Below are 21347 nucleotides of genomic sequence, written 5' to 3'. Positions count from 1 at the left end.
GCCCCCGAGGCCGCGGCCCCCGCTCCGTCGGCTCCCGCCCCGGCCGCCGCCGCGCCTGCGCCCGCTGCCGCCGCCCCCACCGCCCCCCCGGAGCCCACCGACTCCAACCCCGGCTACGTCACCCCGCTCGTGCGCAAGCTCGCGGGCGAGAACGGCATCGACCTCTCCACCCTCACGGGAACCGGAGTCGGCGGCCGCATCCGCAAGCAGGACGTCCTCGACGCGGTCGAGGCCGCCAAGTCGGCTCCGGCCGCCCCGGTCTCGGCGCCCGCCGCCGCCGCCGCCAAGGCCGCGCGCACCCCGCTCGAGACCTCCCCCCTCCGCGGCACCACGCAGCCGATGTCGCGCCTGCGCAAGGTCCTCGCGCAGCGCGCCGTCGAGTCGATGCAGACGAGCGCCCAGCTCACCTCGGTCATCGAGGTCGACGTCACGGCGGTCGCCCGCTTCCGCGACTCGGTCAAGAAGAGCTTCCAGGAGAAGACCGGCGCCAAGCTGTCCTTCCTCCCGTTCTTCGCCCTCGCGGCGGCCGAGGCGCTCAAGGCCTACCCGGTGATCAACTCGACCCTCGACGGCGAGTCGATCGTCTACCCGGACCACGAGAACATCAGCATCGCTGTCGACACCGAGCGCGGCCTGCTGACCCCGGTCCTCAAGAACGCGTCCGAGCTGAACCTCGCGCAGATCGCCTCCACCATCGGAGACCTGGCCGAGCGCACCCGCAACAACAAGCTGAAGCCCGACGAGCTCGCCGGCGGCACCTTCACGCTGACCAACACCGGTTCGCGCGGGGCCCTGTTCGACACTCCCGTCGTGTTCCTGCCGCAGACCGCGATCCTCGGCACCGGCATCGTCACCAAGAAGCCGGCCGTCGTGCAGGTGGACGGTGCTGACGCCATCGCGATCCGCTCGACCGTCTTCCTCGCGCTCTCGTACGACCACCGCACGGTCGACGGAGCCGACGCGGCGCGCTTCCTGGTCGCGATCAAGGAGCGCCTCGAGGAGGGCTCGTTCGAGAACGACCTCGGCATCTGAGACGCTCCCCCTGAGCGCGCCTCTCACGAGGCCGCTCCGGCGTAGACGTCGCGGATGAGCCAGCCGGCCTCCGTCCTGATGATCAGGACGGAGGCCGCTGTCGTCCCCGGGGCCGTCCGGAGGTGCACGACCGCCGATGCCCCGTTCACGTCGACGAGGACGGCCGACGCCTCCCCCGTCGCCGGGACAGCGGAGGCGGGGCCGTCCGCTGCGTCGCCGAGCGGCGAGTCCGCCGTGACCAGACCGCGGGCGCACTCCCGGTCCCCGCACGCGCGCACCGCGTCGATCAGCACCTCCGCCGCCTGCTCGGCGTCGAGTGAGGTCGCCGCGACCGGAGCCGGCGGTGCCGCGGTCGCCACCGCCGGCGGAGCCGACCGAGCCGGAACGGGCGCGGCTGCGGTCGACGCCTCCGCATCCTGCACCTGCCGATCGGGCCCGCCCGCGAGCGAACCGGCGAGCACCGCTCCCAGCACGATCGCCGTCCCGACCGAGAGCGGTCCCCGACGCCGGACGACGAACGCCCGGAGGCGGTCCTGCCAGCCGTCGAGCGGATGGACCCGCCGGTGCCGGGCAGTCGGAGCAGGCACCGCCTCCCGACCCCGTGCATCCGCGCCGGACGTCGGCAGCGCCCGCACCGCCTCGCCTATCCCCTGCGGATCCGCGAGTCCGTAGAGGTTGCCCTCCAGCGCCAGCAGGTCGCGGTGCCGCGCGAGGGCGGCGACCGGCAGCTCCGGGCAGAGCATCCCGAGGCGCTCCAGGACCCGCTGCAGCGCGTCGCGCGCCGCACGCGGGGTGTCGACGGCGGGCGTCGTCAGCAGCAGCAGGGGCCGACCCTTCTCCGTCAAGCCGATGTCGTCCGTCGTCGGAGCCAGCCATGCTCCCTCGAGCGCGGCCGAGCGGACCGCGCCCACCACGGGGGCGAGGAGGGTGACCGCGGCGCCGAGTCCGATCCCCCGCTCGACCCGCAGGAACCACTCGAGCGTGGCGACGACGGGAGGGGCGGTCGACACGATGCACCTCCTCGGAGACGACTCCACCCGGACGATGCTCTCGCGGTGGCGGTGCTCGGCGAGCCGAGCCACCGGCGACGCCTGCAGCGCCTCGGCCTCCCGCGGCCGCATCGTCCGCTCGGCCGACGGTGCGGCGTCCGGCGCAGGCGTCCACCGCCTCCCCGTCCGCGCTCCGCCGATCCTCCGGCCCTGGACCGTCCCGCTGCTCGTCATGAGGCGAGCCTGACCGCAGGCCGAGGCGGAGGACGCCCGCCGATCCCGATCGGTGGAGGGATCGGCGCACGTGCCCTCTGTGGAGGAGTCGGATCCGCGTCCGGGGTCCGCCGCCGCGCTCCCGCTCGGTATCCTTGACGTCATGGCACGCAGCACGGAACCGTCGACGAAGGCGGTCAAGGAACCCGGACGTCTCAAGCAGATGTGGCAGGTGTTCCAGATGACCCGCCGCTACGACAGCAGCGCCGTCTGGATCATCCTCCTCGCGCTCCTGCTCCCGATCCTGCTCGGCGTGCTCCTCGGCATCCTGCTCGGCAACGGCAACGGCTTCGTGATCGCGCTGTGGATCATCGTGGGCGTGATGGCCGGCCTGGTCGCCGGACTCGCCGTGCTCTCGCGCCGCGCCGAGCGCGCCGCCTACGGGCAGATCGCCGGGCAGCCCGGCGCGGTCGGCGCCGTCCTGCGCAGCGGACTGCGCGGCACCTGGACCGGCGGCGAGATGCCCGTCGCCGTCAACGGCAAGACCCAGGACGCCGTCTACCGCGCCGTCGGCCGCGGAGGCGTCGTGCTGATCGCGGAGGGCCCCGCCTCCCGGACCAAGCGCATGCTCGAGGACGAGCGGCGCAAGGTGTCGCGGATCCTGCCGAACGTCCCCGTCACCTTCGTGCACGTCGGCTCCGACGCCGATGCGACTCCGCTGCACAAGGTGCCGAGCCGCCTCTCGAAGACGAAGAAGGTCCTCACCAAGGCCGAGGTCCTCGCGGTGAAGAACCGGCTCTCCTCGCTCAACACGTCGCTGCCCATCCCGAAGGGCGTCGACCCCTTCAAGGTGCGCCCTCAGCGATCGCGCTGACGCACGACGCGACAGGCCGGTCGGGATCTCTCCCGGCCGGCCTGTCGCGTCTGCGGCGCGAGTCAGTAGCGGACGAGAACCGTCCCGGCCACCTTGTCGTGGAAGCCGCGCTGGTCCGAGTCCCAGACGAGCGCCGGCACCAGCACGGCCAGCAGCACAGAGCGCACGATCGGGCGCCACACGCCGACCCAGCCCCCGCCGAGACGGATAACGCGCATCCCGAGCAGGCGGTGCCCGATGCTGCCGCCGATGGTGGGGATGAAGACGACCTGCAGCAGGACGAACAGCAGCAGGCTCGCCCAGCGGTCGTAGTCGAAGAACGCGAGCGACAGCAGAGCGGCGACGGCGAAGTCGACGGCCAGGGCGGCGATGCGGCGGCCGGACCGTCCGACCGAGAGGCGGCCCTCTCGGGGGAGGCCGAGACGCTCCCCCGGGTACGAGCTCGGGGCGGCGTCGGCGAAGGTCCTGCGGTCGGCGGCTGGCATCCTCCGATCCTATCCGCGGCGTCTCGGAGCGGACCGAGGAGCGGGTGGTCCGGCAGACGACGTGGAGCCCGACCCCGGACCGGCCCCGTAACATGTCGGAAACAACAGGGACACGGTGGGGAAACCCCCCGTCACTACCCTGGAACGGCTGCGCTCTGCAGCACCCCGTCACGCCATTGGAGACCTTTGCATGTTTAAAGATTCTTCCGAGGTGCTCTCGTTCATCAAGGACACGGACGTCAAGTTCCTCGACATCCGGTTCACCGATCTCCCCGGTGTCCAGCAGCACTTCAACATCCCCGCCTCGACTGTCGATGAGGAGTTCTTCTCCGTCGGTCAGCTCTTCGACGGGTCCTCGATCCGCGGATTCGCGAACATCCACGAATCGGACATGCAGCTGATCCCTGACGTGACCACCGCCTACGTGGACCCGTTCCGCGTCGAGCGCACGCTGATCCTCGTCTTCGACATCTACAACCCGCGCAACGGCGAGATCTACTCCAAGGACCCGCGTCAGGTCGCGAAGAAGGCCGAGAAGTACCTCGCGTCGACCGGCATCGCCGACACCGCGTTCTTCGCTCCCGAGGCGGAGTTCTACATCTTCGACGACGTCCGCTACGAGATCACGCAGAACTCCGCGTTCCACTCCGTCGACTCGGTCGAGGGCGCCTGGAACTCGGGACGCGTCGAGGAGGGCGGCAACCTCGGCAACAAGACGCCCTACAAGGGCGGCTACTTCCCGGTGAGCCCCGTCGACAAGCAGGCCGACCTCCGCGACGACATCTGCCTCAAGCTGATCGACGCCGGCCTCATCCTCGAGCGCTCGCACCACGAGGTGGGTACCGGCGGCCAGGCCGAGATCAACTACCGCTTCGACACGATGGTCCACGCGGCGGACGACATCCTGAAGTTCAAGTACATCGTCAAGAACACGGCCGAGCAGTGGGGCAAGACCGCCACGTTCATGCCGAAGCCGCTCTTCGGCGACAACGGCTCGGGCATGCACACCCACCAGTCGCTGTGGAACGACGGCACGCCGCTCTTCTACGACGAGAACGGCTACGGCGGTCTCTCGGACCTCGCGCGCTGGTACATCGGCGGCCTGCTCAAGCACGCCCCCGCCGTCCTCGCGTTCACGAACCCGACGGTCAACTCGTACCACCGCCTGATCCCGGGCTTCGAGGCGCCGGTCAACCTGGTCTACTCGGCCGGCAACCGCTCCGCGTCCATCCGCATCCCGATCACGGGCACGAACCCGAAGGCCAAGCGCATCGAGTTCCGTGCGCCCGACGCCTCCGGCAACCCGTACCTCGCGTTCGCCGCCCAGCTGATGGCGGGCCTCGACGGCATCAAGAACCGCATCGAGCCGCACGAGCCGGTCGACAAGGACCTCTACGAGCTGCCCCCCGAGGAGGCGAAGCTCATCCCGCAGGTCCCCGCGACCCTGGGCGAGGCGCTCGACGCCCTCGAGGCCGACCACGACTTCCTCCTCCAGGGCGGCGTGTTCACTCAGGAGCTCATCGACACCTGGATCGAGTACAAGCGCGAGAAGGAGATCAAGCCCCTCGCGCAGCGTCCTCACCCGTTCGAGTTCGAGCTGTACTACGGGGTCTGATCCCGCAGCACTGCCGAAGGGCCGTTCCTCCTCGGAGGGGCGGCCCTTCGCCGTCCCCGGCGCGCGGGCGTCAGCGGTAGGAGGGAGCGTCTCCCGCGGCCGGCCCGTAGAACAGGCGCTCGAAGACCGCGCGGGAGCGGCGGGTCACGCCGAGGTAGTCGTCCTCGAGCGCCGTCGCGGACCCGGCCGGGTACTCCAGCAGGCGCGCGACGCCCTCGAGCTGCCGGCGGTCGGTCGGGAGGACGTCGCTGGTGCGGTTGCCCCAGAGCGTGGTGCCCGAGCGGACACGGGACGCGAGGATCCACGCGGCACGCAGCCGCTCCGCGTCCTGCGGGCCGACCATGCCCTCCTCCTCCGCGACCGCGAGGGCGGTGAGGGTCGAGGTGGTCCGCAGCGCCGGGGTCCGCCGCGCGTGCTGCAGCTGGAGGAGCTGCACCAGCCATTCGACGTCGCTCAGCGATCCACGGCCGAGCTTGAGGTGACGGCGGGGGTCGGCGCCCTGCGGCAGACGCTCGCTCTCGACCCGTGCCTTGATCCGCTTCACCTCGCGGATGTCGCGGTCGGAGACCGCTCCCGGGTAGCGGACCCCGTCGGCCAGCTCCTCGAAGTCCTCGATGAGCGCCTGGTCCCCCGCTACTCCCCGCGCCCGGAGCAGCGCCTGCGCCTCCCACGTCAGCGACCAGCGGGCGTAGTAGGCGCGGTAGGAGTCGAGGGAGCGCACGAGCGGCCCGTTCTTGCCCTCGGGCCGCAGGTCGGCGTCGAGGTCGAGTGGCAGGCGGGAGTCCTCCGTGAGCCGGACCAGCTCGGCGACGACGAACTGCGAGTAGAGCTGGGCCTGGTGCGGCTCGGCGGTGCCGGGTCGCTGGACGTACATCACGTCGGCGTCGGAGCCGAACCCCAGCTCCGCCCCTCCGTACCGGCCCATGCCGATGATCGCGAACTCCGCGTCGGCGCCGGGCCGGGTCGCACTGCCGCGCCGGATGGCGGCGAGCACGCCGCCCAGCAGTGCGCTGATGATGTCGGTGAGGCTGGTCGCGATCTCCTCGATCGAGCTGAGGCCGAGCACGCCACCCATGGCGGTCCGCAGCACCTCGCGCCGGCGCATCGAGCGGAGGACCGAGGCGACCGCGTCGGGCGTCTCGTGCCGGGCGAGCACGGCGCGCACCTCCTCGGCGAGCTGGGCGGCGCTGCGGGGGCGGAGGGCGTCGTCGTCCTCGAGCCAGGCCGCCGACTCCGGGATGCGGTCGAGCAGCTCGCCGACGAAGCGCGATCCGGAGAGCACCGTGGTGAGCCGCTTGGCGGCTCCGGACGAGTCGCGCAGCATCCGGAGGAACCAGGGCGTCCCGCCCAGTGCGTCGCTGAGGCGCCGGAACGCGAGCAGGCCGTAGTCGGGGTCCGGTCCGTCGGCGAACCACTGCAGCATCACCGGCACGAGGTGGCGCTGGATGCTCGCGCGGCGCGAGACGCCCGAGGTCATCGCGGCGATGTGACCGAGCGCCCCGCGGGCGTCTGCGAAGCCGATGGCGGCGAGGCGCGCCTCCGCCTGGCCGGTGGACAGCTCGGCACCGCCGTCGGAGAGCGCGGCGACCGCGGAGAGCAGCGGACGGTAGAACAGGCGCTCGTGCAGGCCCCGGACGCGGTGCTTGATCCCGTTCCAGACGCTCAGCAGCTCCTCCGCCGTGCGGGCGAGCCCGCTGGAGCGGGCGAGGGTCCGCAGCTCGTGCTCGTCCCGCGGCATCAGGTGCGTACGCCGAAGGCGCCGCAGCTGGAGGCGGTGCTCGAGCAGCCGGAGTGCCCGGTAGTCCTGCGCGAACTCCTCGGCGGCGGAGCGGCCGATGTACCCGCGGTCGGCGAGGGCGCCCAGGGCGAGGAGAGTCCCGGGCATGCGGATCTCGTCGTCGGTCTGCCCGTGGACGAGCTGAAGCAGCTGCACCGTGAACTCGATGTCGCGCAGGCCGCCGGGCCCGAGCTTGATCTGGTAGTGGACGTCGTTCTGCGGGATGTTCTCGGTGACCCGCTCCCGCATCCGCTGCACCGACTCGACGAAGTTCTCGCGGGAGGCGCTCGACCAGACCTTGGGCGCGACCGCGTCGACGTACGCCCGCCCCAGCTCCTGGTCGCCGGCGAGCGGACGCGCCTTGAGCAGCGCCTGGAACTCCCAGCTCTTCGCCCACCGGTCGTAGTAGGTGATGTGCGACTCGAGGGTGCGCACGAGCGCGCCCTGCTTGCCCTCCGGGCGCAGGTTCGGGTCGACCTCCCAGAGCTCCGGCTCCATCGCCAGCGCAGAGGTCCCGCGCATGAGGAGCACGGCGAGCCGGGTGGCGACGTCGATCGCACGGGCGTTCGTCAGCTCCTTCTCCGGGTCGCCCTCGGCGACGAAGATCACGTCGACGTCGCTGACGTAGTTGAGCTCGGACGCTCCCGCCTTGCCCATGCCGATGACGGCGAAGCGGGTGGCGGCGACCTCGTCCCGGCCGAAGCGGCCTGGGCCCGTGCCCTCGACCAGCTCGGTCCGCGCCACGGCGAGGGACGCCTCCAGCGCGGCTCCGGCGAGGTCGGCCAGCGCCCTCGTCACCCGGTCGATCGCCGCGACGGGGTCGGCTTGGCTCAGATCGTGGACGACGATCCTGGTGAGGAGGCGGCGGTACCGGACGCGCAGCGCCGTCCAGCCCGCCTCCTCCCGGAGCGACGAGAAGCCGTCGACGGCGCCGACCGACTCGAGCAGCTCGGCCTTCATTTCGGCGCGCCCGGGGAGCGTGCGCACCGGCTCGAGCACGCTGGCCAGCTCGTCGGGCCGGCGCTGGAGGAAGTCGGCGATGCCGGAGGAGGCACCCACCACCAGAAGCAGCCGGGTCAGGGCCTCGTCGTCGGCGAGGACCGCGTCCATCCGGTCGCGGTGCCGCCGCAGCAGGTCGATCAGAGCGAGCAGCGCCTCGTCCGGGTCCGCCACCCGGGCGAAGGAGGGCAGCACCGACTCGAGCTGCCGCCCGGCCAGCTCCTCCGCCTCGGCCAGCCGTGCCCCGGTCTCGCCGAGCGCGGCGAAGCCGAGGCGTGCGACATCGCGGAGGGAGCGTTCGCGGGGCATGGCCGAGGCGTCAGAGCATCTCGAGGTTGCTGCGCAGCTCGTACGGCGTGACCTGGGCGCGGTACTCGGCCCAGTCCTTCCGCTTGTTGAGCAGCACGAAGTTGAACACCTGCTCGCCCAGCGTCTCGGCCACGAGCTCGGACTCCTCCATCAGCGAGATGGCGCGGTCGAGGCTGGCGGGCAGGGCGCCGTAGCCGAGCGCCCGGCGCTCCGCGTCCGAGAGAGCCCACACGTTGTCCTCGGCCTCGGCCGGGAGCTCGTAGCCCTCTTCGATGCCCTTGAGCCCGGCCGCCAGGAGCAGCGAGTACGCCAGGTAGGGGTTCGCCGCGGAGTCCAGCGCCCGGTACTCGATGCGCGAGGACTGCCCCTTGTTGGGCTTGTAGAGCGGAACGCGCACGAGGGCGGACCGGTTGTTGTGGCCCCACGAGACGTAGCTGGGCGCCTCGTCGCCGCCCCAGAGCCGCTTGTAGGAGTTGACGAACTGGTTCGTCACGGCGGTGATCTCGGGGGCGTGCTTGAGCAGGCCCGCGATGAACTGACGGCCGAGCTTCGAGAGCTGGTACTGGGCGCCCTGCTCGTAGAACACGTTCACGTCGCCCTCGAAGAGCGAGAGATGCGTGTGCATGCCCGAGCCGGGGTGCCCGGAGAGCGGCTTCGGCATGAACGTCGCGTAGACGCCCTGCTCGATCGCCACCTCCTTGATCACGGTGCGGAAGGTCATGATGTTGTCGGCCGTGGTGAGCGCGTCCGCGTAGCGGAGGTCGATCTCGTTCTGGCCGGGGCCCGCCTCGTGGTGGCTGAACTCGACCGAGATGCCCAGATCCTCCAGCATGCGCACGGAGCGGCGGCGGAAGTCGTGCGCCGTGCCTCCGGGGACGTTGTCGAAGTACCCGGCGGAGTCGACCGGCTCCGGACCCTCGGCGCCGAAGGACGACGACTTGAGGAGGTAGAACTCGATCTCGGGGTGCGTGTAGAAGGTGAACCCGCGCTCGGCCGCCTTCGCCAGCGTGCGCTTGAGCACGTTGCGCGGGTCGGCGACGGCGGGCTGGCCGTCGGGCGTCGTGATGTCGCAGAACATCCGCGCCGTCGGGTCGATCTCTCCGCGCCACGGGAGGATCTGGAAGGTCGACGGGTCCGGATGCGCGAGGACGTCGGCCTCGAAGGAGCGGGTGAGGCCCTCGATGGCGGAGCCGTCGAAGCCGAGCCCCTCCGCGAACGCGCCCTCCACCTCGGCCGGCGCGATCGCGACCGACTTCAGCGTGCCGACGACGTCGGTGAACCAGAGGCGAACGAATTTGATCCCTCGCTCTTCAATGGTGCGAAGAACGAAGTCCCGTTGCTTGTCCATCCAGACCCCTCCTGTTTCGACCCTCAGGCTACTGCCTCCGACCGGGGCCCGCGGGGCGCCCGAGGCGCGCCGTAGACTGGCGCCCATGTCAGCGCAGCCCGTGAAACGCGTTCGAACCCGCCACTTCCAGAACGCGAAGGACTCCGGTGTCCGCATCACCGGGCTGACCAGCTACGACCAGCTGACGGCGAAGATCTTCGACGACGCCGGGATCGACTTCCTCCTCGTGGGCGACTCCGCCGGCAACACGGTGCTCGGCTACGACACCACTCTGCCCGTCACCGTCGACGAGCTCATCCCGCTGGCGCGCGCCGTCGCCGGAGCCGTCGAGCGCGCCTTCGTCGTCGCCGACATGCCCTTCGGCTCCTACGAGTCGGGTGCCGACGACGCGCTGCACACGGCGTTCCGCTTCATGAAGGAGACGCACGCGCACGCGGTGAAGCTCGAGGGCGGAGTCCGCTCCGCCGAGCAGATCCGGCGCATCGTCGAGGCGGGCATCCCCGTGATGGCGCACATCGGCTTCACGCCGCAGAGCGAGCACGGGCTCGGCGGTCACATGGTCCAGGGGCGCGGCGAGGGCATCGAGCAGCTGCTCGCCGACGCGCGCGCCGTCCAGGAGGCCGGGGCGTTCGCCGTCGTCCTCGAGATGGTGCCCGCGGACGCGGCACATCAGGTGACGGAGGAGCTGCGCATCCCGACGATCGGAGTCGGAGCGGGACCGCACGTCGACGGACAGCTGCTCGTGTGGACGGACTTCGCCGGATTCACCACCGGCCGCATCCCCCGCTTCGTGAAGCAGTACGCGGATCTGCGCGGCGTGCTCACCGGAGCGGTCACCGCGTACCGGGACGACGTGGAGTCCGGCGCCTACCCCGGCGCCGAGCACAGCTACGAGTAGCCGCGGTCAGCGGTCCTCGGCGGCGTCCTCCTCGGCCCACTTGCGGCTGTTCTCGTGCAGCCGCTCGAGGGCGTGCTCCGCCTCCTCGCGAGAGGAGAAGGGTCCCACCCGGTCGACGGAGGGGGACACGAATCCCTGCTCCACCGTGCCGGCCTTGAGGTTGTACCACCAGGAGTTCGCGTCGCCGTCAGCCATGCCGCGATCCTACGCCGCAGCCCGCGTCGGTCCGCACCCCCGCCCTTCGCTAGCATGGCCGCTATGACTGCTGCGGCGACCGCCATCGGGATCGACATCGGGGGAACGGGCATCAAGGGGGCCTCGGTGGACCTGGCCGCGGGCACCCTGCTCAGCGACCGGATGAAGCTCGCCACTCCCCCGGGAGGCACGCCGAAGGACATCGTCGCCACCGTCCAGCAGATCCTCGAGAAGATCCCGGACCTGCCCTCGGACACCCCGGTCGGCATCTGCTTCCCCGCCGTCGTCGTCCACGGACGGACGATGTCGGCGGCGAACGTGTCGGACGAGTGGATCGGCCTCGAGGCCGAGAAGCTCTTCGAGGACGCGATCGGCAGGAACATCTTCTTCGTCAACGACGCCGACGCGGCGGGCTACGCCGAGTCGCGCTTCGGAGCGGCGAAGGACAAGAAGGGCCTGGTCATCATGACCACCCTCGGCACCGGCATCGGGACGGCGCAGATCCACGACGGGATCCTCATCCCCAATGCCGAGCTCGGCCACCTCGAGATCCACGGCGGCGACTACGAGAAGAAGGCCTCGTTCGCCGCCAAGGAGCGCGACGACCTCGACTACAAGCACTGGGCGAAGCGCCTGCAGCGCTACTACTCCCACCTCGAGGCGCTGCTCTGGCCCGATCTCTTCATCGTCGGCGGCGGCATCTCCAAGCACCACGACGAGTTCCTCCCGCTGCTCGACCTGCGCACCCCGATCATCCCGGCGGCGCTCCGCAACAACGCCGGCATCCTCGGCGCGGCCGCGCTCGCAGGGCGGGGCTGAGTCTTTTTCCTCGGCGGTCCCCGCCCGCCGAGGCGCGGTCGGCCTCGGGAGGTGACGCGTTCCGGGGAGCGGGGTGCGGACGGCTACGGCGAAACGCTGGCACGCGTTTCGCCGGTTCGCCTGGTGCGTGGCGCCATGGCGCACGGACATGATCGGACCTTCGGGGTCCAGCGGTCGCGGTGAGCCACGACGGGGCGGGGGCACCCGGTCCTCGGCGGCGATCCGCAGCGGCGTCTCAGGACCGTCCTCCGGGATCGGCGCCTGCCGGACGTCGTGCTGCGCCGCGTCGTCCGCAGGAGGCAGCGCGAGAGATGGACTGCGCCAGTCTTGACGAGTAGCCGCGCAAGGGTGTGTCGAGACCCGGGAACCGCCACGGCAGGCCGTCGCGCTGCCTGCGGGCGGGAGCGCGACCTCGGCGACCGGCGGAGACGCGAGATGCCCCGCCGGGGCGGGGCATCTCGTGGCGAAGGGGTCGGCTGATACGCCGGGTTCTGTTCACGCCGCGCCTCTCGGCGGGCGCTGGACGGCCATCTCTCTCGGAGCCACGTCGCCGTGACCCTCCAGCGGTCTACCCGAGGACCCGACGAGCAGCCGCATCGTCCTCTGTCTGACCTTGCTCCGGGCGAGGTTTACCGAGCGGACCGGATCACTCCGGCCCCTGGTGGTCTCTTACACCACCGTTTCACCCTTACCGCCGGCCGGAGCCGACGGCGGTCTGTTCTCTGTGGCACTGTCTCGCGGGTCGCCCCGGGTGGGTGTTGCCCACCGCCCTGCTCTGCGGAGCCCGGACGTTCCTCGGCACCACGGCTCTCGCCGCGGTGACGCGACCGTCTTGCCGGCCCGTTCGCCCGTCCAGTGTACGGCTCAGGCGAGGGTGGACTCCTCGCCGCGCACCAGGATGCAGCCGCTGTCGGGGCAGAGGACGACCTCGTCGGGAGCGGAGGCGCGGATCCAGGAGAGGTCCGACTCGGTGAGGGCCACGCCGCTCCCCTCCGACACCTTCCCGCGGAGGAGGGCCGCGCCGACTCCGTAGCGGGCGCGCTGCTTCTCGTACAGCTCGACCAGGTCCTCCGGAAGGGTCGTCACCAGGTCCGCCCGGTCCCGGGCGAGCGCCTCCTGCTTGTCGCGGAGCTTCTCGGCCTGCGCGTCGCGCTCCTCGGCGAGGGTCCCGAGCGAGGCGACGACCTCGTCGCGCTCGGCCTGAGCCGCGGCGACCTCGGACTCGATGCCCTCGATCCGCTCCATCAGGGTCAGCTCGATGTCCTCGAGGTCTCCCCGTCGCTTCACGAGGGAGGTGATCTCGCTCTCGAGCGCGGCGATGTCCTTGGCCGCGGATGCGGTCTGCAGGCGGTCGCGATCGCGGGTGAGCCGCTTCTCGACCACGCTGACGTCGGACTCGATGCGCCCGAGCTCGGTGCGCACGTCCTCGAGGCGCCCTGTGCGCTCGGCGAGGGAGCGGCGGGTCTCGTTGTCGCGGGCCTGCATCGCCTGGATCCGCGCGATCTGCGGGAGCGTCGCGAGGGCGTGGCGCAGCTGCGCGCCCCTCGTGTCCAGACTCGCCAGAGTCAGGAGTTCGCGCTGGTGTGCGGGGCTGGCTTTCACGTGGCGGTCCTCGTTCCCGGCGCGCAGTACGGGCGCGCCGCGTCCATTCTCCCGTGCCCGCGGCGGGTCAGTGCACGATCGCGAAATCCCACGGGTCGGTGCGGGTCTCGCTCACCTCGACGGTGACCGTGGGCAGGGCCTCCCGCAGCACGGTCGCGGCGACGTCGAGCCACAGCCACTCGCTCGCCCAGTGCGAGACGTCGATGAGGGCGGGCCCGGTGCCGTGCAGGGCCTTCTCGCGCGCCTCGGAGGCCGGGTGGTGCCGGAGGTCGGCGGTGATGAAGACGTCGCTCGTGCGGACGGCGGGGGCGTCCAGGAGGGAGTCCCCCGCTCCCCCGCAGAGCGACACGCGGCGCACGGGCGTCTCGTAGGCGCCCGCGGCCCGCACTCCCCCTGCGGTGGCCGGCAGGAGCTCGGCCACGGCTCCGGCCAGGCGTCCGAGCGTCACCTCCTCGGGCAGGTCGCCCACCCGGCCGAGCCCGACCGACGGGTCGGCGCCCGGGACGAGCGGAGTCGTGCCGGTCAGGCCGAGGCGGGTCGCGATCACGTCCGAGACGCCGTCCGCGACGATGTCGGCGTTCGTGTGGGCCGAGATCAGTGCGCAGCCGCCCCGGACGAGGTCCGCAAGCAGGCGGCCCTTGTAGCCGTCCTCGGCGATCGAGGTGACGCCGCGCAGCAGCAGCGGGTGGTGCGCGACCAGGAGCTGGTATCCGCCGTCGACGGCCTCCGCGACGGTGTCGGAGACCACGTCGACCGTGAGCAGGATCCGCTCCACCGCGGCGTCGGGGTCGCCGGTGACCAGGCCGGGCGCGTCCCAGCTCTCGGCGGCCGCCTCGGGCCAGAGACGGTCGATGACGGCGTGGACGTCGCGCAGTGAGGGCATGCGTCCAGGGTAGGGCCGCTCAGCGCGGGTGGCCGGTCTCCACGGCTCGGATCGCGGCGTCGGCGTCGGCCGCCGCGTCCAGGTCGGCTCGCAGGTGGTCGTTTGACTCGGGCAGGCGGACGGTGATGCCGCCGTACTGCTCGATCTCGAGCAGGCCCGCGACTCCCGAGGCGGCGAGCACGTGGCCGCCGATCCCGCCGGTGGTGTCGACGACGTGCGTGCGCAGGCCGGCGACGCTGATCCCCTGGAACGGCTGCGGGCCGACGAAGCCCAGCAGCGTGCCCTCGACGCCGGTCAGCCGGACCTCGTGCTGGTCGCGCATCGCGTCCGCCAGGCGGCGGTAGGGCTCCGCCTGCGCGATCGGCCGGCGCAGGGTCGGCGTCTCCACCGCGCGCGCAGGCGGACGCCGACGAAGACGTCCGGACAGGGCACGAGCGAGCGCACCGCGGCCGGTCCGCCGAACGGCGCGATCAGGAGCCGTGGCGGCGCACGGTCGGTGGTCCGTGCTTGCCTGGGGACCATGAACGAGTACCTGCCCTGGGCCGTCGCGGCCGCCCTGCTCCTGGCCCTCCTCATCACGGTCGTCACCGGCCGCCGACGGCGCACTGCGGCGAGAGCGGCGGCGGAGCAGGCCGCGGAGGAGGCCGCGGAGGAGCACCAGCGCACGATCGCCGAGCGCGACCGGAGCCACGAGGCGGCGCTCAAGGCACTGACGCGCGCGCGCGACGCCGAGCGCGACCTCAGTCGGAACGAGCTCGAGACGGCGCAGGAGGAGGTCGAGCAGACCCGTGACGCGCTCGCCAGGACCTGGAGCAGCGAGGCCGTCTCGCACACCCTGATCCGGGAGGCGTGCGCCTCGGCGGGGCTGTCCGGCGTCCTCGCCACGAACGTCGTCTTCGTACCGGTCGACGCGCGCACGACGCGCCGCTTCCTCGCGCAGATCGACCATCTGCTGCTCACCCGGCACGGCGCGCTCATCATCGAGGCCAAGTACTGGCAGGGGGTCGTCTTCGACGGCGTGCGACCCGGTACTGTCCACCCCTCCTACGGCGTCCTCCTCGACGAGGACGCCCTGCCCGAGGCCTTCGCGGTTCAGATCGCACCGGGGACGGTGTCGCGGTGGACGGTGCGCACGCATGTCGAGCAGCACGTCCCCGCCCGGCAGGTCCGGATCCAGGCCGCGAGGCTCAAGGAGCACCTGGCCCTGAACGGTCTGCCCACGCCGTGGTTCGAGACGGCCGTGCTCTACAGCCACCCCGACGTCAGGACGTACGCGCCCGGATGGCAGGGCACGGGAGCGGCACGGACGAGGATCGTGACGGGAGTCGACGAGCTGACGGACGCTCTGGCCGATCTCGCACGGCGCCCGAACACCACGATCGGGGAGGACGCCTGGGGCGAGCTCTCCGGATTCCTCGCCGGATGCGGCGGCCATGTGGAGCCGGTCGGGCCGACGCGTGCGTGACCAGCAGGGGGACCCGGCGGCCGGGCGGGTACGGTCATGACCGGCCTGAGCCGGACAGGACGGCGCCAGACCCTGTAGCGCCGTGAACGACGAAGGTCCGCACTCCCGGAGGAGTGCGGACCTGTTCGGTGGATCCGAGGGGATTCGAACCCCTGACCCCCTGCATGCCATGCAGGTGCGCTACCAGCTGCGCCACGGACCCGTGTTGTGTTCTGTCTTGCTTCGTACTGTCTTTCGCTGTCTCCGCCCGGCGGAAGCAACTCGAATAAACTACAACACGATTCGCGTGAAGTGAAATCGAGCGCTGTCGCCGGGCGTGTTCGTCAGTTCGAGGACGTCGACGAGTCGACGGCGACGGGCTGCTCGAGGGTGAACGGCACCGTCGGGCAGTCCTTCCAGAGGCGCTCGAGCGAGTAGTACATGCGGTCCTCCTCGTGGAAGACGTGCACGACGAGGTCGCCGAAGTCGAGGAGGATCCAGCGGCCCTCCGCACGGCCCTCGCGGCGCAGCAGCTTGGCGCCGGAGTCGTTCAGGCGGTCCTCCACCTCGTTCGCAATCGCGACCACGTTGCGCTCGGAGCGGCCGGTGGCGAGGAGGAAGATGTCGACCAGCGGCAGCGGCCCCGAGACGTCGAGGGCGACGAGGTCCTCACCGCCCTTGGAGTCGGCGGCGGTGGCCGCGAGCTGGAGCAGGGCGCGGGCGGAATCGGTCGCAGTCATGAAGCCTTCAGTGTCGGTGGTGGAGATCAGAAGATGTTGAGCACGAAGCCGCCGATGAACAGCGCGATCGCGCCGACCAGCAGGACGGCCGCGGTGATCGCGAGGACCACCGGGACGCTCACGCCGGCGCGCTTCTGCGGCGCGATCATCGAGGTGCCGGCGGCGTGGGTGGAGACGGCGCTGGACGCCCGGACCGGCTCGGACTCGCCGACGGGCTGCTCGCGGTCGATGCGGTCGACGTAGCGGTCCACATCGGGCGAGTCGTAGAGGTTCGGGTGCTGGCCCGTGGAGCCGAGGCTGCGCGGGAGGTCGAACGAGCCGGTGACGAGGATCTCCCCCGTGTCCGTGCCGACTGTCGCGCCGGGGCCCGTGGTCGGCAGGATCAGCGCGTTGGTGGTGGTGACGGCACCGGTGGCGGCGACTCCGCTCGCGATGAGGGAGTCGAACGAGGCGTCCACCTCCTCCTTCGACTTGCTGTCGAGTTCCTCGGTGATGGCGAGGTGCTCGATCGGCGGCTCGAAGCTCCCGGTGATCTCGGTGGCCTTCTCGTCGGCGATGTCGAGGGATCCGCCCACCGACGCGAAGAGCGCGGTGTTCAGGTGCGGCTGCTCGGGCTGCTCGCCGGCCGTCGGCTGCTCGTCGTCCGCGTCCCGCTCGTCGGAGGCGTCCGCGGACGGCGTCTCGTCGTCGGAGGAGGAGCTCTCGATCTCGGCCTCGTGCACCTCGGCCGCGTCGGCGTCCGCGGTCGCATCGGTGGCGGACTCGTCCGCCTCCTCCTCGGACGCCTCGGGGGCGTCCTCGGTGACGACGTCCTCGTCGCCCTCCGGCTCCTGCTCCGCTGCGCCCTCGGGCACCGGCTCCGCATCACGGGACTCGTCGGCCGCCTCGATCACGGGGTCCGACCCGGTCGGCGGGAGCGCCGAGGCGCGCTCGAGGGCGCCCTCGACGTAGTCGCAGCGCTCGTCGTCGGACCGCTCCTCGTCGGCGGGCGGCTGCGCCTCCGGTGCGGCGGCGACCTTCTCCGCCTGCTGCTGCGCCAGCAGTGCGCGCAGCTCCCGACGGGTCAGCTGGCGGCCCGTGGCGTTCTCGGTGGCGACGATCTCCATCGAGGAGGTGCGCAGGTCGGGCTCGCTCGCGGGGCTCGGCTCGACGGGGGTGATCCGCAGGGCCTGGGTGGGGGTCAGCACCGGCATGTCGCCGGCGGTGGTGGCGGTCGCGGTGGCAGCTCGGCGGGACGTCGTCGGAACGGCGGCGGTCGTGGCCGCACCGGCCTCGCGCCTCTCGCGCTCGCGGATCTCGCGCCGGGTGAGCGGCTTCTCCTCGGGCTGAACTGTCATGACGTGCTCCGATACAGGTGGTGCTTCGAGATGTACTGGACGACACCGTCGGGAACCAGGTACCAGACCGGATGACCCCGGTTGACGCGGCTCCGACAGTCGGTCGAGGAGATCGCCAGTGCCGGAATCTCCAACAAGGATACGTCCTGGGCCGGCAATCCCGAAACGTTGAGGACGTGCCCCGGCCGGCTGACGGCGACGAAGTGGGCCAGCTCCCACAGCTCGTCGTAGTCCTTCCAGCTCAGGATCTGAGCGACCGCGTCCGCGCCGGTGATGAAGAACAGCTCGGCGTCGGGGTGCGCGGCGTGGATGTCGCGCAGGGTGTCGATCGTGTAGGTCGTGCCGATGCGGTCCACGTCGACTCGGCTGACGGTGAAGCGCGGGTTCGACGCCGTCGCGATCACCGTCATCAGGTACCGGTGCTCGGCGGAGGTCACCGTCTTCTTGTGCCACGGCTGGCCGGTGGGCACGAAGACGACCTCGTCCAGGTCGAACGACTGGGCCACCTCGGAGGCGGCGACCAGGTGACCGTGGTGGATCGGGTCGAAGGTGCCGCCCATCACGCCGATGCGCGGACGCCGCGGGCCTCCGCTCGCGGCGGACGTCACGATCGCTGGGCTCCCCGCCTAGTGTCCGTGACCGTGCTGGTCGTGGGAGCCGGCACCGGTCTTGTGCGAGTGGCGGTTCGCCACGTCCCGGTAGCTCCAGGTGACGAAGCCGAGGGCCGTGAAGGCGACGGCGGCGATCAGGCCGAAGACGATTGGGGGGAACGGCAGCTCCGTGTGGGCCGCTGCTTCGGCGAGGACGGTCGTCGCGAGGGACATGCAGTGCTCCTTGGAGGTCGTGGTCGCCCCGGCGGGGCTCAGACGAGTCTACCCGGACGCCGCTCGACGCCGGATCGCCGGTCCGGGCGCTAGGTGCGGACCTGTCCCGCGCCGCGCAGCAGCCACTTCGTGCTGGTCAGCTCGGGAAGGCCCATGGGGCCCCGAGCGTGCAGCTTCTGCGTCGAGATGCCGACCTCGGCGCCGAACCCGAACTCCCCGCCGTCGGTGAAGCGGGTGGAGGCGTTGACCATCACGACCGCGGAGTCGACCTCGGCGAGGAAGCGCTCGGCGCTCCGGAGGTCGTTCGTCACGATCGACTCGGTGTGGTGGGTGGAGTACCGGTCGATGTGGGCCATCGCGGCGTCGAGGTCGTCGACGATCGCGACGGCGACGTCGAGCGAGTAGTACTCCGCGGACCAGTCCTCATCGGTGGCGGGCACCGCGTCGGGCCAGAGCGCCGCGACGCGCTCGTCGCCGTGCACGGTCACTCCCGCTTCCGCGAGCCGGCCGAGGACGGGCGGGAGGAGGCGCTCGGCGGCGTCGCGGTGGACGAGGAGGGTCTCGAGGGCGTTGCAGGTGCTCGGACGCTGCACCTTGGCGTTGTGGACGATGTCCACGGCCCACTGCTCGTCGGCACTGGCGTCGAGGAAGACGTGGACGACTCCGGCGCCCGTCTCGATCACGGGGACCGTCGACTCCGTCACGACCGACTCGATGAGGCCCGCGCTCCCCCGCGGCACCAGGACGTCGACGTAGCCGCGCGCTCGCATGAGGGCCTTCGCGCCCTCGCGGCCGTGGTCGTCGACCGTCTGCACCAGCTCGGCGGGCAGGCCGACGGAGGCGACGGCCTCCTGCAGCAGCTCCACCAGGACGCGGTTCGTGTTCTCCGCGGCCGTGCCTCCGCGCAGGATCACGGCGTTCCCGCTCTTGAGGGCGAGCGCCGCGATGTCGATGGTGACGTTCGGGCGCGCCTCGTAGATCGCTCCGACCACGCCGAACGGGACCCGCACCTGGGTGAGGGAGGCGCCGTTGGGCAGGTTCGATCCCCGCACCGTCTGCCCGACCGGATCGGTGAGCCCGACGACCGCGACGACGGCGTCGGCGAGGGACCCCAGGCGCGCCGCATCGAGGCGGAGGCGGTCCTGCAGGCCCGCGCTCATGCCGATCTCGCGACCCCGCTGGAGGTCGAGCTCGTTCGCCGGGACGACGCGCTCGGCGCTCGAGCGCACCGCGTCGGCGATGGCGAGCAGAGCCCGGTTCTTGAGGTCGGTGGTCGCACTGCGGAGGGAGCGCGACGCGACGCGGGAGGCGGCGAACCGCTCGGTCAGCGCACTGCTGTCGGGGGTCGTCTGCGGCATCCGGCCAGTGTAGAGGCAGACGACCCCGGCGGCGGGAGTCAGCTCTCCTCGCCGGCCTCCGTGCCGTCGCCCTCGTCGGCGACGCGCCAGACGCCGCCCTGGCGCTCGCGCTCGAGCTCCGCGCGGGCCTCGGCCTTGGCGTCCATCCGCTCGAAGTAGTCCTCGCGACGCTCGTTGCGGGTCTTGCGCCGGTTGTCCTCGAGGCGGAGGTCCGTTCCGCGGGGCGCGGTGATGAGCTCGGCCGTCGAGGTGAGGGTCGGCTCCCAGTCGAAGACGACGCCGTCACCGGGGCCGATGACGACGGTGGAGCCGGCGACCGCTCCGGCCGAGAACAGGCCGTTCTCGACTCCGAGCTTGGCCAGGCGGTCGGCGAGGAAGCCGACGGCCTCGTCGTTCGTGAAGTCGGTCTGCGCGACCCAGCGCACGGGCTTGGTGCCCAGGACCCGGTACACGTTGCCGTACGAGCCGCCCTCGACCCGGATCTCGAAGTCCTTCTCGTCCACGGCGCGGGGGCGGATGGTGATGCGCTCCACCCGCGGCACGGCGGCGAGCTCGAGGCGGTGCTTCTCGACGATCTCGGCGAGGGCGAACGTCAGCTGGCGGAGTCCCGAGTGGCTGACCGTCGAGATCTCGAACACGCGGTAGCCGCGGCCCTCGAGGTCGGCCCGGACGAAGTCGGCCAGTTCCTGGGCCTCGGGCACGTCGACCTTGTTGAGCGCGATCAGCTGCGGGCGCTCGATCAGCGGCACCTGTCCGTCGCCGACGGGGTACGCCGCCAGCTCGCCGAGGATGATGTCGAGGTCGGTCAGCGGGTCGCGGCCGGGCTCGAGCGTGGCGCAGTCGAGCACGTGGACGAGCGCGGTGCAGCGCTCGACATGGCGGAGGAACTCCAGGCCCAGGCCCTTGCCCTCGCTCGCGCCCTCGATGAGACCGGGCACGTCGGCGACGGTGAACCGCGACTCCCCCGCCTGCACGACGCCGAGGTTGGGCGCGAGGGTCGTGAACGGGTAGTCCGCGATCTTCGGCTTGGCCGCCGAGATCGCCGCGACGAGGCTCGACTTGCCCGCCGAGGGGAACCCGACGAGCGCGACGTCCGCGACGGTCTTCAGCTCGAGGACGACGTCGCCCTCCCAGCCCGGCGTGCCGAGCAGCGCGAAGCCGGGCGCCTTGCGCTTCGTGGTGGCGAGCGAGGCGTTGCCGAGCCCGCCCTGCCCGCCGGGAGCGATGACGAACCGGAGGCCGGGCTCGTCCATGTCGATCAGCTGGTCGCCGTCCGGCGACTTGACGACCGTGCCGACCGGGACGGGGAGCTCCATGAGCTCGCCGTTCCCGCCCGCACGGTGGTCGCCCATGCCGGGACCGCCGTTCTCGGAGCTGCGGTGCGGGTGGCGGTGGTAGGCGAGCAGCGTCGTCGTCTGCGGGTCGGCGACGAGGACGATGTCGCCCCCGTGCCCGCCGTTGCCGCCGTCGGGGCCGGCGAGCGGCTTGAACTTCTCGCGCCGGACGGAGACGCAGCCGTTGCCGCCGTGGCCGGCACGCAGATGCAGCGTGACGTTGTCGACGAAGGTGACCATGGTGTGAATCCGTCCGTGAGTGCGTGCGGCGC

Annotated in this window: 21 protein-coding genes, 1 tRNA gene and 1 other RNA gene; 7 read left to right on the top strand and 16 right to left on the bottom strand. The window is 71.7% G+C overall.

All coding sequences use genetic code 11. From position 1 onward, the window contains the following. On the top strand, positions 1-1032 hold a 1032-nt coding region (sucB, locus tag C5C99_RS09980; protein ID WP_104340028.1), incomplete at its 5' end, for a 2-oxoglutarate dehydrogenase, E2 component, dihydrolipoamide succinyltransferase. A 23-nt stretch (positions 1033-1055) separates the two neighbouring features. On the opposite strand, the gene C5C99_RS09975 is transcribed toward sucB, so the two are convergent. Beyond that, positions 1056-2042: a hypothetical protein gene (locus tag C5C99_RS09975; protein WP_104340027.1), complete on the bottom strand. Its 987-nt coding sequence runs from the start codon at positions 2040-2042 to the stop codon at positions 1056-1058. A 1-nt stretch (position 2043) separates the two neighbouring features. Here C5C99_RS09975 and C5C99_RS09970 point away from each other — a divergent pair, with 1 nt between their 5' ends. Then, entirely contained in the window at positions 2044-2268 is a 225-nt protein-coding gene (locus C5C99_RS09970) for a hypothetical protein (RefSeq protein WP_146083008.1), read from the top strand. 129 nt (positions 2269-2397) lie between these two features. After that, on the top strand, positions 2398-3108 hold the full coding sequence (locus tag C5C99_RS09965; protein WP_104223728.1) for a DUF4191 domain-containing protein: 711 nt from the start codon (positions 2398-2400) through the stop codon (positions 3106-3108). 62 nt (positions 3109-3170) lie between these two features. Here the strand turns inward: C5C99_RS09965 and C5C99_RS09960 are convergent, their stop codons facing one another. Further along, positions 3171-3593, bottom strand: coding sequence for an RDD family protein (locus C5C99_RS09960; protein ID WP_104223667.1), 423 nt, complete (start codon positions 3591-3593; stop codon positions 3171-3173). Positions 3594-3783: 190 nt separating this feature from the next. Between C5C99_RS09960 and glnA the strand changes: the two genes are divergently transcribed. After that, on the top strand, positions 3784-5208 hold the full coding sequence (glnA, locus tag C5C99_RS09955) for a type I glutamate--ammonia ligase (protein WP_104223668.1): 1425 nt from the start codon (positions 3784-3786) through the stop codon (positions 5206-5208). 70 nt (positions 5209-5278) lie between these two features. Here the strand turns inward: glnA and C5C99_RS09950 are convergent, their stop codons facing one another. Next, the gene (locus C5C99_RS09950; RefSeq protein WP_104340026.1) at positions 5279-8293 is read right to left on the bottom strand and encodes a bifunctional [glutamine synthetase] adenylyltransferase/[glutamine synthetase]-adenylyl-L-tyrosine phosphorylase; all 3015 of its coding nucleotides are present in this window, start codon (positions 8291-8293) and stop codon (positions 5279-5281) included. A gap of 10 nt (positions 8294-8303) precedes the next feature. Then, a complete protein-coding gene (locus C5C99_RS09945; protein ID WP_068253236.1) occupies positions 8304-9641 on the bottom strand; it encodes a glutamine synthetase family protein in 1338 nt (445 codons plus the stop codon). Between the two features lie 85 nt (positions 9642-9726). On the opposite strand from C5C99_RS09945, the gene panB reads away from it, so the two are divergent. Next, entirely contained in the window at positions 9727-10539 is an 813-nt protein-coding gene (panB, locus tag C5C99_RS09940; RefSeq protein ID WP_104247262.1) for a 3-methyl-2-oxobutanoate hydroxymethyltransferase, read from the top strand. 6 nt (positions 10540-10545) lie between these two features. Here the strand turns inward: panB and C5C99_RS09935 are convergent, their stop codons facing one another. Continuing rightward, on the bottom strand, positions 10546-10734 hold the full coding sequence (locus tag C5C99_RS09935; protein ID WP_104223671.1) for an SPOR domain-containing protein: 189 nt from the start codon (positions 10732-10734) through the stop codon (positions 10546-10548). A gap of 63 nt (positions 10735-10797) precedes the next feature. Here C5C99_RS09935 and ppgK point away from each other — a divergent pair, with 63 nt between their 5' ends. Next, complete coding sequence (gene ppgK, locus C5C99_RS09930; protein ID WP_104223672.1) at positions 10798-11553, top strand: polyphosphate--glucose phosphotransferase; 756 nt, start codon at positions 10798-10800, stop codon at positions 11551-11553. A 464-nt stretch (positions 11554-12017) separates the two neighbouring features. Here the strand turns inward: ppgK and rnpB are convergent. The 4 genes from rnpB to C5C99_RS17130 all read right to left on the bottom strand — a co-directional run bounded on the left by rnpB (position 12018) and on the right by C5C99_RS17130 (position 14426). Then, an RNA gene (gene rnpB / locus C5C99_RS09925) (RNase P RNA component class A) lies at positions 12018-12396 on the bottom strand. Positions 12397-12417: 21 nt separating this feature from the next. Next, on the bottom strand, positions 12418-13155 hold the full coding sequence (locus C5C99_RS09920) for a zinc ribbon domain-containing protein (RefSeq protein ID WP_104226713.1): 738 nt from the start codon (positions 13153-13155) through the stop codon (positions 12418-12420). Positions 13156-13222: 67 nt separating this feature from the next. After that, the gene (locus C5C99_RS09915) at positions 13223-14038 is read right to left on the bottom strand and encodes a Nif3-like dinuclear metal center hexameric protein (protein ID WP_104340025.1); all 816 of its coding nucleotides are present in this window, start codon (positions 14036-14038) and stop codon (positions 13223-13225) included. Positions 14039-14057: 19 nt separating this feature from the next. Continuing rightward, positions 14058-14426: an acetolactate decarboxylase gene (locus C5C99_RS17130; protein ID WP_181074578.1), complete on the bottom strand. Its 369-nt coding sequence runs from the start codon at positions 14424-14426 to the stop codon at positions 14058-14060. Positions 14427-14558: 132 nt separating this feature from the next. On the opposite strand from C5C99_RS17130, the gene C5C99_RS09910 reads away from it, so the two are divergent. After that, positions 14559-15503, top strand: a complete 945-nt coding sequence (locus tag C5C99_RS09910) for a nuclease-related domain-containing protein (RefSeq protein WP_146085349.1) — start codon at positions 14559-14561, stop codon at positions 15501-15503. Positions 15504-15632: 129 nt separating this feature from the next. Here C5C99_RS09910 and C5C99_RS09905 read toward each other — a convergent pair. From C5C99_RS09905 to obgE, 7 genes are all read right to left on the bottom strand, one after another. Further along, a tRNA-Ala gene (locus C5C99_RS09905) sits at positions 15633-15705 on the bottom strand. A 121-nt stretch (positions 15706-15826) separates the two neighbouring features. Continuing rightward, the gene (gene rsfS, locus C5C99_RS09900) at positions 15827-16222 is read right to left on the bottom strand and encodes a ribosome silencing factor (RefSeq protein WP_104223676.1); all 396 of its coding nucleotides are present in this window, start codon (positions 16220-16222) and stop codon (positions 15827-15829) included. 26 nt (positions 16223-16248) lie between these two features. After that, complete coding sequence (locus tag C5C99_RS09895; RefSeq protein ID WP_104340024.1) at positions 16249-17559, bottom strand: hypothetical protein; 1311 nt, start codon at positions 17557-17559, stop codon at positions 16249-16251. After that, entirely contained in the window at positions 17556-18167 is a 612-nt protein-coding gene (gene nadD / locus C5C99_RS09890; protein WP_104223678.1) for a nicotinate-nucleotide adenylyltransferase, read from the bottom strand. The genes C5C99_RS09895 and nadD overlap by 4 nt, the downstream gene beginning before the upstream one ends. An 18-nt stretch (positions 18168-18185) precedes the next feature. Next, positions 18186-18383, bottom strand: coding sequence for a hypothetical protein (locus C5C99_RS09885; RefSeq protein ID WP_104223679.1), 198 nt, complete (start codon positions 18381-18383; stop codon positions 18186-18188). 89 nt (positions 18384-18472) lie between these two features. After that, positions 18473-19741, bottom strand: coding sequence for a glutamate-5-semialdehyde dehydrogenase (locus C5C99_RS09880; RefSeq protein ID WP_104340023.1), 1269 nt, complete (start codon positions 19739-19741; stop codon positions 18473-18475). Between the two features lie 38 nt (positions 19742-19779). Continuing rightward, positions 19780-21315 carry a GTPase ObgE gene (obgE, locus tag C5C99_RS09875; protein ID WP_104223681.1) on the bottom strand — a complete coding sequence of 512 codons (1536 nt, stop codon included), beginning with the start codon at positions 21313-21315 and terminating at the stop codon, positions 19780-19782. Positions 21316-21347: the final 32 nt, after the last annotated feature.

The organism is Rathayibacter sp. AY1C4, from assembly GCF_002932195.1.
Taxonomy (GTDB): domain Bacteria; phylum Actinomycetota; class Actinomycetes; order Actinomycetales; family Microbacteriaceae; genus Rathayibacter.
The sequence above is the reverse complement of the archived record's forward strand: the minus strand, read 5'-3'. Positions and strand labels throughout refer to the sequence as shown.

Bases quoted from the DNA above. Each gene is read 5' to 3' on its own strand.
- C5C99_RS09945 (WP_068253236.1), bottom strand. From the start codon at position 9,641: ATGGACAAGCAACGGGACTTCGTTCTTCGCACCATTGAAGAGCGAGGG.
- glnA (WP_104223668.1), top strand. From the start codon at position 3,784: ATGTTTAAAGATTCTTCCGAGGTGCTCTCGTTCATCAAGGACACGGAC.
- ppgK (WP_104223672.1), top strand. From the start codon at position 10,798: ATGACTGCTGCGGCGACCGCCATCGGGATCGACATCGGGGGAACGGGC.
- rsfS (WP_104223676.1), bottom strand. From the start codon at position 16,222: ATGACTGCGACCGATTCCGCCCGCGCCCTGCTCCAGCTCGCGGCCACC.
- C5C99_RS09910 (WP_146085349.1), top strand. From the start codon at position 14,559: ATGAACGAGTACCTGCCCTGGGCCGTCGCGGCCGCCCTGCTCCTGGCC.
- C5C99_RS09950 (WP_104340026.1), bottom strand. From the start codon at position 8,293: ATGCCCCGCGAACGCTCCCTCCGCGATGTCGCACGCCTCGGCTTCGCC.
- C5C99_RS09970 (WP_146083008.1), top strand. From the start codon at position 2,044: ATGCACCTCCTCGGAGACGACTCCACCCGGACGATGCTCTCGCGGTGG.
- obgE (WP_104223681.1), bottom strand. From the start codon at position 21,315: ATGGTCACCTTCGTCGACAACGTCACGCTGCATCTGCGTGCCGGCCAC.
- C5C99_RS09960 (WP_104223667.1), bottom strand. From the start codon at position 3,593: ATGCCAGCCGCCGACCGCAGGACCTTCGCCGACGCCGCCCCGAGCTCG.
- C5C99_RS09880 (WP_104340023.1), bottom strand. From the start codon at position 19,741: ATGCCGCAGACGACCCCCGACAGCAGTGCGCTGACCGAGCGGTTCGCC.
- C5C99_RS09915 (WP_104340025.1), bottom strand. From the start codon at position 14,038: ATGCCCTCACTGCGCGACGTCCACGCCGTCATCGACCGTCTCTGGCCC.
- C5C99_RS09935 (WP_104223671.1), bottom strand. From the start codon at position 10,734: ATGGCTGACGGCGACGCGAACTCCTGGTGGTACAACCTCAAGGCCGGC.
- C5C99_RS09895 (WP_104340024.1), bottom strand. From the start codon at position 17,559: ATGACAGTTCAGCCCGAGGAGAAGCCGCTCACCCGGCGCGAGATCCGC.
- panB (WP_104247262.1), top strand. From the start codon at position 9,727: ATGTCAGCGCAGCCCGTGAAACGCGTTCGAACCCGCCACTTCCAGAAC.
- C5C99_RS09965 (WP_104223728.1), top strand. From the start codon at position 2,398: ATGGCACGCAGCACGGAACCGTCGACGAAGGCGGTCAAGGAACCCGGA.
- C5C99_RS09885 (WP_104223679.1), bottom strand. From the start codon at position 18,383: ATGTCCCTCGCGACGACCGTCCTCGCCGAAGCAGCGGCCCACACGGAG.